General features: G+C 56.9%; 13 protein-coding genes. 8 read left to right on the top strand and 5 right to left on the bottom strand.

The features are described from left to right. The 8 genes from ADJ24_RS01085 to folA all read left to right on the top strand — a co-directional run. Positions 1–2,390: beta strand repeat-containing protein (locus ADJ24_RS01085; protein ID WP_048701864.1), on the top strand; the 2,390-nt coding region annotated here is incomplete at its 5' end. Positions 2,391–2,778: 388 nt separating this feature from the next. After that, positions 2,779–3,600, top strand: a complete 822-nt coding sequence (dapB, locus tag ADJ24_RS01080) for a 4-hydroxy-tetrahydrodipicolinate reductase (RefSeq protein ID WP_023310355.1) — start codon at positions 2,779–2,781, stop codon at positions 3,598–3,600. A 454-nt stretch (positions 3,601–4,054) separates the two neighbouring features. Beyond that, positions 4,055–5,203, top strand: coding sequence for a glutamine-hydrolyzing carbamoyl-phosphate synthase small subunit (gene carA, locus ADJ24_RS01075; RefSeq protein WP_010427050.1), 1,149 nt, complete (start codon positions 4,055–4,057; stop codon positions 5,201–5,203). 18 nt (positions 5,204–5,221) lie between these two features. Then, complete coding sequence (gene carB, locus ADJ24_RS01070; protein ID WP_023310356.1) at positions 5,222–8,446, top strand: carbamoyl-phosphate synthase large subunit; 3,225 nt, start codon at positions 5,222–5,224, stop codon at positions 8,444–8,446. Between the two features lie 138 nt (positions 8,447–8,584). Continuing rightward, positions 8,585–8,818 carry a YgdI/YgdR family lipoprotein gene (locus tag ADJ24_RS01065; protein ID WP_023310357.1) on the top strand — a complete coding sequence of 78 codons (234 nt, stop codon included), beginning with the start codon at positions 8,585–8,587 and terminating at the stop codon, positions 8,816–8,818. Between the two features lie 103 nt (positions 8,819–8,921). After that, positions 8,922–9,452 carry a glutathione-regulated potassium-efflux system oxidoreductase KefF gene (kefF, locus tag ADJ24_RS01060; RefSeq protein WP_023310358.1) on the top strand — a complete coding sequence of 177 codons (531 nt, stop codon included), beginning with the start codon at positions 8,922–8,924 and terminating at the stop codon, positions 9,450–9,452. Further along, positions 9,445–11,310, top strand: a complete 1,866-nt coding sequence (gene kefC, locus ADJ24_RS01055; RefSeq protein ID WP_023310359.1) for a glutathione-regulated potassium-efflux system protein KefC — start codon at positions 9,445–9,447, stop codon at positions 11,308–11,310. Before kefF ends, kefC begins: the two co-directional genes overlap by 8 nt. A 114-nt stretch (positions 11,311–11,424) precedes the next feature. Then, a complete protein-coding gene (gene folA, locus ADJ24_RS01050; protein ID WP_008502023.1) occupies positions 11,425–11,904 on the top strand; it encodes a type 3 dihydrofolate reductase in 480 nt (159 codons plus the stop codon). Positions 11,905–11,943: 39 nt separating this feature from the next. Here the strand turns inward: folA and apaH are convergent, their stop codons facing one another. Genes apaH through surA form a run of 5 tightly spaced genes read right to left on the bottom strand, consistent with a single transcriptional unit; the run spans position 11,944 to position 16,268 of the window. Continuing rightward, a complete protein-coding gene (apaH, locus tag ADJ24_RS01045) occupies positions 11,944–12,792 on the bottom strand; it encodes a bis(5'-nucleosyl)-tetraphosphatase (symmetrical) ApaH (RefSeq protein ID WP_023310360.1) in 849 nt (282 codons plus the stop codon). Between the two features lie 4 nt (positions 12,793–12,796). Continuing rightward, positions 12,797–13,174, bottom strand: coding sequence for a Co2+/Mg2+ efflux protein ApaG (apaG, locus tag ADJ24_RS01040; RefSeq protein WP_023310361.1), 378 nt, complete (start codon positions 13,172–13,174; stop codon positions 12,797–12,799). A gap of 3 nt (positions 13,175–13,177) precedes the next feature. Beyond that, positions 13,178–13,999, bottom strand: coding sequence for a 16S rRNA (adenine(1518)-N(6)/adenine(1519)-N(6))-dimethyltransferase RsmA (gene rsmA / locus ADJ24_RS01035; RefSeq protein WP_023310362.1), 822 nt, complete (start codon positions 13,997–13,999; stop codon positions 13,178–13,180). After that, positions 13,996–14,982 carry a 4-hydroxythreonine-4-phosphate dehydrogenase PdxA gene (pdxA, locus tag ADJ24_RS01030; protein ID WP_023310363.1) on the bottom strand — a complete coding sequence of 329 codons (987 nt, stop codon included), beginning with the start codon at positions 14,980–14,982 and terminating at the stop codon, positions 13,996–13,998. The genes rsmA and pdxA overlap by 4 nt, the downstream gene beginning before the upstream one ends. After that, positions 14,982–16,268, bottom strand: coding sequence for a peptidylprolyl isomerase SurA (surA, locus tag ADJ24_RS01025; RefSeq protein ID WP_023310364.1), 1,287 nt, complete (start codon positions 16,266–16,268; stop codon positions 14,982–14,984). The genes pdxA and surA overlap by 1 nt, the downstream gene beginning before the upstream one ends. Positions 16,269–16,296: the final 28 nt, after the last annotated feature.

Raw genomic sequence — 16,296 nt, 5'->3', positions numbered from 1 at the left:
GTAACCTGACGGTGACCACCGATAACGCGAAAGCGGACGGCACGGCCACCAACGCAGTGAAAGCGATTGTCACCGATGCCAACGGCAACCCGGTGCAGAATGCGACAGTTGCCTTTACCTCAACCAACGGCGCCACTATCACCACGGCCTCCGCGACCACGGACGCCAGCGGTGTGGCAACGACCACGCTGACCAACACCAAATCCGGTGTGAGCAAAGTGACGGCCACCGTCAACGGTGCCAGCCAGACCGTGGACACCACCTTTGTGGCGGACAGCAGCACGGCGACCATCAGTTCCGGTAACCTGACGGTGACCACTGATAACGCGAAAGCCAACGGCAGCGCCACCGACGTGGTGAAAGCGATTGTCACCGATGCTAAAGGCAACCCGGTGAAAGACATGACGGTGACCTTTACCGCCACTAACGGAGCGACCATCGTGACGGAATCGGTCACCACCGATGCGGACGGTATCTCCACCACCACGCTGACCAACACCAAATCCGGCGTGAGCAAAGTGACGGCCACCGTCAACGGTGCCAGCCAGACGGTTGACACCACCTTTGTGGCGGACAGCAGTACCGCGACCATCAGCGACGGCAACCTGACGGTGACTACCGACAATGCGAAAGCCAACGGCACGGCCACCGATGCGGTGAAAGCCATCGTGACGGATGCCAACGGTAACCTGGTGAAAGATGCCACTGTAGCCTTTACCGCCACCAACGGCGCCACCATCACCACCGCCTCCGCCACCACGGATGCGAACGGTGTGGCAACGACGACGCTGACCAATACCAAAGCCGGGACCACCAGCGTGACGGCTACCGTCAACGGTAACAGCAAGTCTGTGGACACCACCTTTGTGGCGGACAGCAGTACGGCGACCATCAGCGACGGTAACCTGACGGTGACCACCGACAATGCGGTGGCCAACGATAGCGACACCAACGCGGTGAAAGCCATCGTGACCGACGCCAACGGTAACAAGGTGAAAGACGCGACGGTGACGTTTACCGCCACCAACAGCGCGAAAATCACCACCGCCTCCGCCACCACGGACGCGAACGGTGTGGCCACCACCACGCTGACCAATACCAAATCCGGTATTGCCGCGGTGACGGCCACCGTTAACGGCACCAGCAAGTCTGTCGACACCACCTTTGTGGCCGACAGCAGTACGGCGACCATTGCGACGGGTAACCTGACGGTCACCACCGACAACGCGAAAGCGGACGGTACGGCGACGGATGCGGTACAGGCGAAAGTCACCGATGCCAACGGCAACCTGGTGCCGGGTGTGGTGGTTGCGTTCAGCGTCACCACCGGGGCGACGGTCGTCACCGCTTCTGCCACCACAGACGCGTACGGCCTGGCGAAAACCAACCTGACCAGCGAGAAGTCCGGCGCCTATACGGTAACCGCCACGCTTGGTACGGCAAGCCAGACCGCCACGGTGAACTTCAAGGCGGACGCAACGACGGCGGTGACCACGCTGGTCTCCGATGTCACCACGCAGCTCGCTGACGGCGAATCCGTCATCGCGCTGACCGCCACCGTGAAGGATGCGAAGGGTAACCTGGTGCCGAATGAGGATGTGGTGTTTACCACCACCGGCGCGGCGACGTTAGGCGATGCCACCGTGACCAAGACCGTTGCCACCGACGCGAATGGTCAGGCGAAGCTCAACGTGACAAACACCACCGTTGAAACGGTGACCGTGGCGGCGAAGTCCTCGTCCAACGCCGGCGATACCGGCGGCAGTCTGGACCTGACATTTACCGCGCCACCGCCAGCACCGATGCCGTCGACTACAAAAATTGCGGTCAACGGCGCTAACTTTGCGGTCGACGCGGGCTTCCCGAAAACGGGCTATGACGGGGCTAAGTTCCAGATTGCTATCAAAGGCGCTGCGGCGAATAACGCCAATTATACCTGGTCGGATAACAGTGACTGGGTCTCGGTGGACAGTACCGGTACGGTGACCTTTAATGGTGAGGGGACTTCGGATGAAGTGACCATTACCGCCACACCTAAAGCGGGTGGCGTAACACTGGAATATTCGTTCCAGTTAGTTACATGGTTTAAAAATATGAATGTTAGCGTTAAGTCAGGCAACGCAGAAGGTGTATGTACTAATTTAGGAGAGGGATATCATCTGCCTTCAGTGCTTGAAATAACAGATAGCATGGTTACTGGCAAACACACTGATCGTATTCCCGGGAGCAATCACCTGTGGTCTGAATGGGCAGTAGCATGGGGAAATTTATGGACTTCGGATCTGAGCGGGACGTGGCACTATTATGTGGCTACAGATAATACTGACGTTGATGTATGGGTACAAAACTTTGATGGTGAGATTGATGCCGCCTGCTCAAAAGCACTATAACGTTATGATTCGTAAAAACTAAGATTCTTATTACGTCATCAAATGGGAGCCTCCGGCTCCCATTTTTTTACGTTCCTATCATCCCGGGCGACACTATTTCCCCTGCCTGTACGGCGTATACACCCCGCTCAGACTCTCGAGTAAAGCGACGATATCTTCCTGCGGGAGTGACAGACTTTTACGCAACCATCGGATCGGCAAAACGCATCTTTCTGCCACCTGTGCGGGTGATGAGAGTCTTGCGGTTTTTGCCGATCGTCATGTCTTTTACTGATATTTATGTCGGTTTCACGTTAAATTCTAATTATCGGTGTTTTCAGTTGGCAGCAGAGAGCAAGGCTGGTTAATCTGAAAACGGTTTACATCATTTTAACGTAAGAGAATAACTATGCATGATGCACAGATCCGTGTCGCCATTGCGGGCGCGGGTGGACGTATGGGCCGTCAGCTGATTCAGGCGGCACTTCAGATGGATGGCGTCGCGCTTGGCGCGGCACTGGAGCGTGAAGGTTCGTCGCTTCTGGGGGCCGATGCCGGTGAGCTGGCAGGCGCAGGCCACACGGGCGTTACCGTGCAAAGCAGCCTGGAGGCGGTAAAAGAGGATTTCGATGTCTTCATCGATTTTACCCGCCCGGAAGGGACGCTCGCGCATCTGGCATTTTGCCGTCAGCACGGCAAAGGGATGGTAATCGGCACCACCGGTTTTGACGATGCGGGCAAGCAGGCTATCCAGGATGCATCCAAAGAGATTGCGATTGTCTTCGCCGCAAACTTCAGCGTCGGCGTTAACGTCATGCTGAAGCTGCTGGAGAAGGCCGCGAAGGTGATGGGCAATTATACCGATATCGAGATTGTAGAAGCTCACCACCGTTACAAGGTTGATGCGCCATCTGGCACGGCGCTGGCGATGGGCGAAGCGATTGCGCATGCACTAGATAAAGATTTAAAAGACTGCGCGGTCTATACCCGCGAAGGTTACACCGGCGAACGCGTGCCTGGCACCATTGGCTTTGCAACCGTGCGCGCGGGCGACATCGTCGGCGAACACACGGCGATGTTCGCCGATATTGGCGAACGTGTCGAAATTACGCATAAAGCCTCCAGCCGTATGACGTTCGCCAACGGCGCCGTACGTTCCGCTTTGTGGCTTAAAAGTAAGAAAGATGGCCTTTTTGATATGCGAGATGTGCTCGATCTCAACAATTTGTAAGCATTATTACCCATCGTGATGTGGTTATTGCAGTCGTAATTGTTTGATTGCATAGGGCAATATTTTATTGCCCTTTTATTTTATCTGTTTCATCGCGTGCTTTTGCTTAATGCTCTAAAAATATATCTCTTATAGCGTTTTAACGTTACTGAAATGTAAATTTTGACCATCCGGTCTACTTTTTCATGCTCCAACACGACTTTTTTTATTAAACCCGGCGCGCAAGCGTTTTCTGCAGTGATTTACCTGATCTTTTTGTCGCTTAAGCTCTGTTCCGTTCGCCAGGCTTGCAAAAGGCTAAGCAAAATATCCGTTTTAAGTTGACTTTTACCCACCAAATCTCCAGAATGCCGCCGTTTGCCAAAAATCCGCTGGCAACACATTTGCATTGATCCATGACATGGTTATGAATTAATATGCAAATAAAGTGAGTGAATATTCTCTGGAGGGTGTTTTGATTAAGTCAGCGCTATTGGTTCTGGAAGACGGAACCCAGTTTATCGGTCGGGCCATAGGGGCAACGGGTTCGGCGGTTGGGGAAGTCGTTTTCAATACTTCAATGACCGGTTATCAAGAAATCCTCACTGATCCTTCCTATTCTCGCCAAATCGTTACTCTTACTTATCCTCATATCGGCAATGTCGGCACCAACGCGGCTGACGAAGAATCCTCTCAGGTACATGCGCAAGGCCTGGTCATCCGCGACCTGCCGCTGATTGCCAGCAACTTCCGCAATACCGAAGACCTCTCTTCTTACCTGAAGCGCCATAACATCGTGGCGATTGCCGATATCGATACCCGTAAGCTAACGCGTCTGCTGCGCGAGAAGGGTGCACAGAACGGCTGCATCATCGCGGGTGATAACCTCGATGCGACGCTGGCGCTGGAAAAAGCGAAAGCCTTCCCGGGCCTGAACGGCATGGACCTGGCGAAAGAAGTAACTACTGCTGAAGCCTACAGCTGGACTCAGGGTAGCTGGACGCTGGAAGGCGACCTGCCGGAAGCGAAAAAAGAGAGCGAGCTGCCGTTCCACGTGGTGGCCTACGATTTCGGCGCCAAGCGCAACATCCTGCGTATGCTGGTTGACCGCGGCTGCCGCCTGACGGTGGTTCCGGCACAAACGTCCGCCGAAGACGTGCTGAAGATGAATCCGGACGGTATTTTCCTGTCCAACGGTCCCGGCGACCCGGCGCCGTGCGATTACGCCATCGCCGCCATCAAGTCCTTCCTGGAAACCGACATTCCGGTATTCGGCATCTGCCTCGGCCATCAGCTGCTGGCGCTGGCGAGCGGTGCAAACACCGTTAAGATGAAGTTCGGCCACCACGGTGGTAACCACCCGGTGAAAGACATCGATAACAACACGGTGATGATCACCGCGCAGAACCACGGCTTTGCCGTCGATGAAGCCTCAATGCCGGCTAACCTGCGCGTGACGCATAAGTCGCTGTTCGATGGCACCCTGCAGGGGATTCATCGCACCGATAAGCCTGCGTTCAGCTTCCAGGGCCACCCGGAAGCCAGCCCGGGCCCACACGACGCCGCGCCGCTGTTCGATCACTTCATCGAACTTATCGAGCAATACCGTAAGACCGCTAAATAATCAGGAGCCGAGAAGACAATGCCAAAACGTACAGACATAAAAAGCATCCTGATCCTTGGCGCTGGCCCGATCGTCATCGGCCAGGCCTGCGAATTCGACTACTCCGGCGCGCAGGCGTGTAAAGCCCTGCGCGAAGAGGGTTACCGTGTAATCCTGGTAAACTCTAACCCGGCCACCATCATGACCGACCCGGAAATGGCCGATGCAACCTACATCGAGCCGATTCACTGGGAAGTGGTGCGTAAAATCATCGAGAAAGAGCGTCCGGACGCGGTGCTGCCAACCATGGGCGGCCAGACGGCGCTGAACTGTGCGCTGGAGCTGGAGCGTCAGGGCGTGCTGGAAGAGTTCGGCGTGACCATGATTGGTGCGACCGCCGACGCGATTGATAAAGCAGAAGACCGTCGCCGCTTCGACGTGGCGATGAAGAAAATCGGCCTCGACACCGCGCGTTCCGGTATCGCACACAATATGGAAGAAGCGCTGGCCGTCGCGGCTGACGTGGGCTATCCGTGCATCATCCGCCCATCGTTCACCATGGGCGGCACCGGCGGCGGTATCGCCTACAACCGCGAAGAGTTCGAAGAGATTTGCGAGCGCGGTCTGGATCTCTCCCCAACCAAAGAGCTGCTGATTGATGAATCGCTGATTGGCTGGAAAGAGTACGAGATGGAAGTGGTGCGTGATAAAAACGACAACTGCATCATCGTCTGCTCCATCGAAAACTTCGATGCGATGGGTATCCACACCGGCGACTCCATCACCGTTGCGCCAGCCCAGACCCTGACCGACAAAGAGTATCAAATCATGCGTAACGCCTCGATGGCGGTACTGCGTGAAATCGGCGTGGAAACCGGCGGTTCTAACGTGCAGTTCTCGGTGAACCCGAAAACCGGCCGTCTGATTGTTATCGAAATGAACCCGCGCGTGTCCCGCTCCTCCGCGCTGGCCTCTAAAGCGACCGGCTTCCCGATTGCGAAAGTGGCGGCGAAGCTGGCGGTGGGTTACACCCTCGACGAGCTGATGAACGACATCACCGGTGGCCGCACCCCTGCGTCCTTCGAGCCGTCCATCGACTACGTTGTCACCAAAATTCCACGCTTCAACTTCGAGAAGTTCGCAGGCGCGAACGACCGTCTGACCACCCAGATGAAATCTGTCGGTGAAGTGATGGCGATAGGCCGCACGCAGCAGGAATCCCTGCAGAAAGCGCTGCGCGGCCTCGAAGTGGGCGCGACCGGCTTCGACCCGAAAGTGAGCCTGGACGACCCGGAAGCGCTGACCAAAATTCGCCGCGAGCTGAAAGACGCTGGCGCAGAGCGTATCTGGTATATCGCCGATGCCTTCCGTGCGGGCCTGTCCGTCGACGGCGTGTTCAACCTGACCAACATCGACCGCTGGTTCCTGGTGCAGATTGAAGAGCTGGTGCGTCTGGAAGAGCAGGTCGCGGAGCTGGGCATCACCGGCCTGGACGCTGATTTCCTCCGCGTGCTGAAGCGTAAAGGCTTCGCCGATGCGCGTCTGGCTAAGCTGGCGGGCGTGCGTGAAGCGGAAATCCGCAAGCTGCGCGACCAGTACGACCTGCACCCGGTCTACAAGCGCGTGGACACCTGTGCGGCAGAGTTCTCAACCGACACCGCCTACATGTACTCCACCTATGAAGACGAGTGCGAAGCGAACCCGTCCGTCGACCGCGACAAGATTATGGTGCTGGGCGGCGGTCCAAACCGTATCGGCCAGGGCATCGAGTTCGACTACTGCTGCGTACACGCCTCCCTGGCGCTGCGCGAAGACGGTTACGAGACCATCATGGTCAACTGTAACCCGGAAACCGTCTCTACCGACTACGACACCTCTGACCGCCTCTACTTCGAGCCGGTTACCCTGGAAGACGTGTTGGAAATCGTGCGCATCGAGAAGCCAAAAGGCGTTATCGTGCAGTACGGCGGCCAGACCCCGCTGAAGCTGGCCCGCGCGCTGGAAGCAGCAGGCGTGCCGGTTATCGGCACCAGCCCGGACGCGATTGACCGTGCTGAAGACCGCGAGCGTTTCCAGCAGGCGGTTGACCGTCTGAAGCTGAAACAGCCGGCGAACGCCACCGTCACCGCCATTGAAATGGCCGTTGAGAAGGCGAAAGAAATTGGCTACCCGCTGGTGGTGCGTCCTTCGTACGTGCTGGGCGGCCGCGCGATGGAAATCGTGTATGACGAAGCCGACCTGCGTCGCTACTTCCAGACCGCTGTGAGCGTGTCGAACGATGCGCCAGTGCTGCTCGACCGCTTCCTCGACGACGCGGTGGAAGTGGATGTGGACGCCATCTGCGACGGCGAAATGGTGCTGATTGGCGGCATCATGGAGCACATCGAGCAGGCTGGCGTGCACTCCGGCGACTCCGCCTGTTCTCTGCCGGCGTACACGCTGAGCCAGGAGATTCAGGACGTGATGCGCCAGCAGGTGCAGAAGCTGGCCTTCGAGCTGCAGGTTCGCGGCCTGATGAACGTCCAGTTCGCGGTGAAAGACAACGAAGTCTACCTGATTGAAGTGAACCCGCGTGCGGCACGTACCGTACCGTTCGTCTCCAAAGCCACCGGCGTACCGCTGGCGAAAGTGGCGGCGCGCGTGATGGCGGGCCAGACGCTGGCGCAGCAGGGCGTGACCAAAGAGATCATTCCACCGTACTACTCGGTGAAAGAAGTGGTGCTGCCGTTCAACAAATTCCCGGGCGTTGACCCGCTGTTAGGGCCAGAAATGCGCTCTACCGGGGAAGTGATGGGCGTGGGCCGCACCTTCGCCGAAGCGTTCGCGAAGGCGCAGCTGGGCAGTAGCTCCACCATGAGAAAATCAGGCCGTGCGCTGCTCTCCGTTCGCGAAGGCGACAAAGAGCGCGTGGTTGACCTGGCCGCCAAGCTGCTGAAACAGGGCTTCGAGCTGGACGCAACCCACGGTACGGCGATTGTGCTGGGCGAAGCCGGCATCAACCCGCGTCTGGTGAACAAGGTGCATGAAGGTCGTCCGCACATTCAGGACCGTATCAAGAATGGCGAGTACACCTACATCATCAATACCACCGCAGGCCGCCAGGCGATTGAAGACTCCAAGCTGATTCGCCGCAGCGCGCTGCAGTACAAAGTGCACTACGACACCACCCTGAACGGCGGTTTCGCGACGGCCATGGCGCTGAACGCGGATGCCACCGAGAAGGTGATTTCGGTTCAGGAAATGCACGCGCAGATTAGCAAGTAAGTAAAAATGCCCGGTGCCGTTCGGTTGCCGGGCATTCTCCCATCTTCAGAACCTTCTGGTTTTTCATCCGCATTCAGTCAGTTAGCCTAAAATGGTTAGGTCGATAACGAAATTCAACTGAGAGCAGGGGAAAACACCATGCAAAATAAATTACTGATCGCTTCCGTTCTGGCTGCCACGACAATGTTTACCGTTGCGGGCTGTTCGTCTAATCAGGCCGTAAAAACCACCGATGGCAAAACCATTGTCACCGACGGCAAACCGCAGGTAGATGACGATACCGGTCTGGTGTCGTATAAAAACGCCGAAACCGGTCAAACCGAGCAGATCAACCGTGACCAGGTGAAATCCATGGGCGAGCTGGATAACTAATTCAGAATTCTGACGTAAGCCCGTCAATAATATTCACTATTAGCCTGTTGAATTACTGACTACACTCTTTTGTTAAAAGAAAGCAGTAACAACAGGCTAATCAATGATTCTGATAATTTATGCCCATCCTTATCCGCAGCACTCGCATGCGAATAAGCGGATGCTTGAGCAGGTAAGGACGCTTGATAACGTAGAGATACGTTCCCTCTATCAACTTTATCCCGATTTTAATATCGATATCGCCGCCGAACAGGAGGCGCTCTCCCGTGCCGATCTGATTATCTGGCAGCACCCCATGCAGTGGTACAGCACGCCCCCGCTCCTGAAGCTGTGGATTGATAAAGTCTTCTCCCACGGCTGGGCGTATGGCCACAACGGCAATGCGCTAAAAGGAAAAAGCCTGATGTGGGCGGTCACCACCGGCGGCGGTGAAAGCCATTTTGATATCGGTTCCTTCCCGGGTTTTGACGTCCTGGCGCAGCCGCTGCAGGCGACTGCGCTCTATTGCGGCCTGAACTGGCTCCCGCCTTTTGCGATGCACTGCACGTTTGTTTGCGACGATGAAACGCTGCAGGCGCAGGCTCGCCATTATAAACAACGCTTACTTGAGTGGCAGGAGACGCATCATGGATAGCCATACGCTGATACAGGCGCTGATTTACCTCGGCGCGGCGGCGCTGATTGTGCCCGTGGCGGTACGTCTGGGGCTGGGCTCGGTTCTCGGCTACCTGATTGCGGGCTGCGTCATTGGGCCGTGGGGCTTTCGGCTGGTCACGGATGCCGAGGCGATTCTCCATTTCGCTGAAATCGGCGTGGTGCTGATGCTGTTTGTGATTGGCCTGGAGCTCGACCCGCAGCGGCTGTGGAAGCTTCGCGCCTCGGTATTTGGCGGCGGCGCGCTGCAGATGGTGGCCTGCGGCCTGCTGCTGGGCGGGTTCTGCATACTGTTGGGCATGGACTGGAAAGTGGCTGAGCTCATCGGCATGACGCTGGCGCTCTCCTCGACGGCGATTGCCATGCAGGCGATGAACGAGCGAAATCTGACGGTCTCCCAGATGGGACGCAGCGCGTTCTCGGTGTTGCTGTTCCAGGACATTGCCGCTATCCCGCTGGTGGCGATGATCCCGCTGCTGGCGGCCAGCGGTTCCTCTACCACGCTGGGCGCTTTCGCGCTGTCGGCGCTGAAGGTGGCGGGCGCGCTGGCGCTGGTGGTGCTCCTTGGCCGCTATGTGACCCGCCCGCTGCTGCGGTTTGTTGCCCGTTCTGGCCTGCGCGAAGTGTTCAGCGCCGTAGCGCTGTTCCTGGTGTTTGGCTTCGGTCTGCTGCTGGAGGAGGCCGGGCTGTCGATGGCGATGGGGGCGTTCCTCGCAGGCGTTCTGCTGGCGAGCTCTGAATACCGTCACGCGCTGGAAAGCGATATCGAGCCGTTCAAAGGACTGCTGCTGGGGCTGTTTTTCATCGGCGTCGGGATGTCCGTCGACTTCGGCACGCTGGTGACGCACCCGCTGCGGATCGTCATCCTGCTCGTCGGCTTCCTGGTCATTAAAATGGTGATGCTGTGGCTGATTGCTCGCCCACTGAACGTGCCGGGCAGGCAGCGCTGCTGGTTCGCCGTGCTGCTGGGGCAGGGGAGTGAATTTGCGTTCGTGGTCTTTGGCGCCGCGCAGATGGCAAACGTGCTCGATCCCGAGTGGGCGAAGGCGCTGACGCTGGCGGTGGCACTGTCGATGGCGGCGACGCCGGTGCTGCTGGTGGTGCTGACGCGCCTGGAAAAATCGGGCAGCGAGCAGGAGCGCGAGGCCGACGAGATCGACGAGGAGCAGCCGCGCGTCATCATCGCCGGATTTGGCCGCTACGGGCAGATCGTGGGTCGTTTACTGCTGTCGAGCGGAGTGAAAATGGTCATCCTCGATCACGATCCCGACCATGTCGATACCCTGCGTAAATTTGATATGAAAGTGTTTTACGGGGATGCAACCCGCGTCGATCTGCTGGAATCCGCCGGGGCGGCAAAAGCCGAGGTGTTAATTAACGCCATTGACGATCCGGAAACCAGCATGCAGATGGTGGAGCTGGTAAAAGAGCATTTCCCGGCGCTGACTATTATCTCCCGCGCGCGCGATGTGGATCACTACATCCGGCTGCGACAGGCTGGCGTAGAGGCGCCCGAGCGTGAAACGTTCGAAGGTGCGCTGAAGTCTGGCCGAGTGGCGCTGGAAAACCTGGGGCTCGGGGCGTATGAAGCGCGTGAGCGTGCAGACCTGTTCCGCCGCTTTAATACCGAGATGGTTGAAGAGATGGCGGCGATGGCCGGCAGTACGGCCACCGAGCGCGCGGCGGTGTTCAAACGCACCAGCGCGATGCTGACGGAAATCATTAACGAGGACCGTAACCACCTGTCGCTGATCCAGCGCCATGGCTGGCAGGGCACGGAAGAGGGCAAGCATACCGGCGATCCGGCTGACGAGCCCGAGAGTAAACCTTCCGCGTGAAGTGGAGTTGCCAGCAATATTAAAAAATTTCTTTATCTTTACCCTGCCGCCAGTCGACGAAAGATTAAGCTTTCCGTATAGTGGCGGCAATTTTTTGCATCCGGGAAATTTTCAATGATCAGTCTGATTGCAGCGCTGGCGGTGGACCGCGTTATCGGTATGGAAAATGCCATGCCGTGGAACCTGCCTGCCGATCTCGCATGGTTTAAACGTACTACGTTAAACAAGCCGGTAGTGATGGGCCGCCTGACCTGGGAGTCGATTGGTCGTCCATTGCCGGGCCGTAAGAATATCGTTATCAGCAGCCAGCCGGGCACTGACGATCGCGTCGAATGGGTAAAATCAGTAGACGAGGCGATTGCTGCATGCGGCAATGCCGAAGAGATCATGGTGATTGGCGGTGGGCGCGTCTACGAGCAGTTCCTGCCAAAAGCGCAGAAGCTGTATCTGACCCACATTGATGCAGAAGTGGAAGGGGATACCCATTTCCCGGACTACGATCCGGACGAGTGGGAATCGGTATTCAGCGAATTCCACGACGCGGATGCACAGAACTCCCACAGCTACTGCTTCGAGATTCTGGAACGTCGTTAAGTGATTTTCCCTCTCCCGGCCGGGAGAGGGAATAACGTATCAGGAGGCAACGGCCTCACTTTCCCCTAAGTCCAGCTGTCGGTTGGACGGCTGCACAAAGTAAGCTTTATCTTCCCAGCGTAAGCAGGTTAACTCTCCGCCCCAGCAGCATCCGGTATCCAGACCGTAAATCCCTTCCGGTGTTCCTTTTCCTTCCAGCGCAGCCCAGTGGCCAAATACCACGCTGTACTCGCTGGTCACCGGTCCCGGAATGGCAAACCACGGTTTCAGCGGAGCAGGTGCGCTTTCCGGCGTCTCTTTGGAATACATGTCCAGCTGTCCGTTCGGGAAGCAGAAACGCATGCGGGTGAACGCGTTGGTGATAAAGCGCAGACGGGCCAGACCGCTGAGATCCTCGCTCCAGTGGTTCGGCATATCGCCGTACATGGCATCGAGGAAGAAAGGATACGAGTCGCTCGCCAGCACCGCCTCAACGTCACGCGCGCAGGTTTTCGCCGTCTCAAGATCCCATTGTGGCGTGATCCCGGCATGCGCCATGACCAGCTTTTTCTCTTCGTCGATCTGCAGCAGGGGCTGACGGCGCAGCCAGTTAATCAGATCGTCCGCGTCCGGCGCATCCAGCAGTGGGGTGAGGCGATCTTTAGGTTTGTTGCGGCTGATCCCGGCGAAAACCGCCAGCAGATGCAGATCGTGATTGCCCAGCACCATGCGGACGCTGTCGCCCAGCGATTTGACGAAACGTAATACTTCAAGGGAGCCGGGGCCACGCGCGACTAAATCGCCCGTCAGCCAGAGCGTGTCCTGTCCTGGCGTAAAGTCGACCTGTTTTAACAATGCGATCAGTTCATCGTAGCAACCGTGAACGTCGCCAATCAGATATGTAGACATTAGATTAATGAATGAGTGTGGTTACGGCGAGACGGAACACAGGAATGGCAACGCGGAAATCATTGCCATCGACGTCGACCATTTCATAATGGCCTTGCATAGTACCCATCGGCGTTTCAATCACCGCGCCGCTGGTGTACTGGTACTCTTCGCCAGGAGCGATGTGGGGCTGTTCACCAACCACACCTTCGCCCTGAACTTCAATTTCGCGGCCATTGCCGTTAGTGATAAGCCAGTAGCGCCCGCGCAGCTGCACGGGCATCCGCCCCAGATTGCGAATGGTCACGGTGTAAGCGAAAACAAAACGTTCTTCGTCCGGTGAGGACTGTGATTCAACATAGACGCTTTGTACATGGACACATACGCGGGGCGAATCAATCATGGCTTAACTCTCCTTCGGCGGCGCATTATCGCTGATGTAATTAGCCAGCTTGCAGTACTGCTCTACGGAAATGTTCTCTGCACGCATTGCCGGGTCGATCCCCAGCTCGGCTAACACCTCAACGGTAAACGAATTGCTCAGGCTGTTACGGATCGTTTTACGGCGCTGGTTAAAGGCTTCTGTGGTAATGCGGCTCAGTACGCGCAGATCTTTAACCGGATACGGTTTCGTCTTGTGCGGCACAAGGCGCACAACCGCTGAATCCACTTTTGGTGGTGGTGTGAACGCTGACGGCGGTACTTCGAGTACCGGGATCACGTTGCAGTAATACTGTGCCATCACGCTTAAACGACCATACGCTTTACTGTTCGGTCCTGCAACCAGACGGTTAACAACCTCTTTTTGCAACATGAAGTGCATGTCGGCAATGGCATCAGTATAGCTAAAGAGGTGGAACATGAGCGGTGTGGAGATGTTGTACGGCAGGTTGCCGAAGACGCGCAGCGGCTGACCCATTTTTTCGGACAGCTCGCCAAAGTTCATGGTCATGGCGTCCTGCTGATAGATGGTCAGCTTCGGCCCGAGGAACGGGTGCGTTTGCAGGCGTGCGGCCAGATCGCGATCCAGTTCGATGACGGTCAGCTCGTCGAGGCGTTCGCCTACCGGCTCGGTCAGCGCGGCAAGGCCCGGGCCGATTTCGACCATCGCCTGACCTTTTTGCGGATTAATAGCCGAGACAATGCTTTCGATCACGAACTGATCGTTAAGGAAGTTTTGCCCGAAACGTTTACGGGCTAAGTGGCCCTGATGGACTCGATTAGTCATTGAGTATTAACAATCATTTTGATGGCGAGATTAAGCGCCGTAATAAAACTGCCGACATCCGCTTTCCCCTGGCCTGCCAGATCCAGCGCAGTACCGTGGTCAACGGACGTTCGAATAAAGGGTAAACCGAGGGTGATATTCACCCCGCGGCCAAAGCCCTGGTATTTTAGCACGGGCAGGCCCTGATCGTGGTACATCGCGAGCACGGCGTCGGCATTATCCAGGTATTTCGGCTGGAAAAGGGTATCTGCAGGCAGCGGCCCGCTGAGGTTCATCCCCTTCGCCCGCATTTCGTTGAGTACCGGAATGATGGTGTCGATCTCTTCGGTGCCCATGTGCCCGCCTTCACCGGCGTGCGGATTGAGGCCACAAACCAGCACGTGCGGCTGCGGGATCCCAAACTTTGTCTGCAGATCGTGATGCAAAATCCCGATGATCTCGCGCAGGAGTTCAGGGGTAATCGCATCAGGAATGGCTTTGATCGGCAGATGGGTGGTCACCAGCGCAACGCGCATCTCCTCCGTCGCCAGCATCATCACCACTTTCGGGCTGTGCGAGCGCTCTTCAAAGAACTCCGTATGCCCGGTAAAGGGTATACCCGCTTCGTTGATGACGCCTTTGTGGACGGGGCCGGTGATCAGAGCGGCAAATTCGCCCTTCAGGCAACCGTCGCAGGCGCGCGCAAGGGTTTCAACGACATAGTGACCGTTTTCCGTGCTGAGCTGGCCCGGGATGACCGGCGTACGAAGGGGAACTGAAAGAAGGGTGAGCGTACCGGCTTGCTGGGGTGCAGGCTGTTGGCCTTCAACGTAAGGGATGAGCGTTAAAGGCAGACCGAGCAGCGTTGCCCGGTCTTGTAACAGTGTTGCATCGGCGCAGACAACCAGTTCTACCGGCCAGCTGCGCTGGGCGAGCTGGACAACGAGGTCAGGCCCAATCCCGGCGGGTTCGCCGGGCGTGACAACAACACGATGCTGTTTCATTAGTTGCTCAGAACTTTCACGTAAGCGCTGGCGCGTTGTTCCTGCATCCAGGTTGCTGCTTCTTCAGAGAACTTACGGTTAAACAGCATACGGTAGGCTCTGTCTTTCTGTGCCGCATCCGTTTTATCAACGTTACGGGTGTCCATCAGCTCGATCAGATGCCAGCCGAATGAAGAGTGGACCGGCGCGCTGATCTGGCCTTTGTTCAGCTTCATCAACGCATCGCGGAAGGCAGGATCGTAGATATCCGCAGCCGCCCAGCCCAGGTCGCCGCCCTGGTTAGCAGAGCCTGGATCCTGAGAGAACTCTTTTGCTGCTTTCGCAAATGAGGTTTTACCGCTCTTAATGTCAGCTGCGATCTGTTCCAGCTTCACACGCGCCTGATCGTCAGTCATGATCGGTGACGGTTTCAGAAGAATGTGGCGAGCGTGAACTTCGGTGACGGAGATATTTTGGCTCTGGCCGCGCAGATCGTTCACCTTCAGAATGTGGAAGCCCACGCCTGAACGGATAGGACCGACGATATCCCCTTTCTTCGCCGTGCTCAGAGCCTGGGCAAAGATGGATGGCAGCTCCTGAATACGGCCCCAGCCCATCTGGCCGCCTTTCAGCGCCTGTTGGTCAGCGGAGTAGGTGATTGCCAGCTTGCCAAAGTCGCCGCCGTTACGCGCCTGTTCAACAATAGAACGCGCCTGGCTTTCGGCTTCCGCAGCCTGATCGGACGTTGGGTTCTCTGGCAGTGGGATCAGAATGTGGCTCAGGTTCAGCTCTGTGCTCGCATCGTTCTGGTTACCCACCTGTTTTGCCAGCGCGTCAACTTCCTGAGGCAGGATGGTAACGCGGCGACGCACTTCGTTGTTACGCACTTCCGAAATCAGCATCTCTTTACGGATCTGGTTACGGTAGGTGGCGTAGCTGATGCCGTCATAGGCCAGGCGGCTGCGCATCTGGTCTAAAGACATATTGTTCTGCTTCGCGATGTTAGCGATCGCCTGATCGAGCTGCTCGTCAGTGACCTTCACACCCATTTTCTGCCCCATCTGCAGAACGATCTGATCCATGATCAGACGCTCCAGGATCTGGTGGCGCAGCGTTGCGTCATCCGGAAGCTGTTGACCGGCTTCGCCCGAATTGAGCTTCACCGATTTCATCAGACCGTCAACGTCACTTTCAAGCACGACGCCGTTGTTAACCACAGCAGCGACTTTATCAACAACCTGGGGGGCGGCGAAGCTGGTATTCGCAACCATAGCGACACCGAGCAGCAGCGTTTTCCAGTTCTTCATACTTTTTCCATTTCAATTAACCGCAAAG

This window comes from Enterobacter sp. 940_PEND, assembly GCF_001059415.1.
Taxonomy (GTDB): domain Bacteria; phylum Pseudomonadota; class Gammaproteobacteria; order Enterobacterales; family Enterobacteriaceae; genus Enterobacter; species Enterobacter cloacae_M.
The sequence above is the reverse complement of the archived record's forward strand: the minus strand, read 5'-3'. Positions and strand labels throughout refer to the sequence as shown.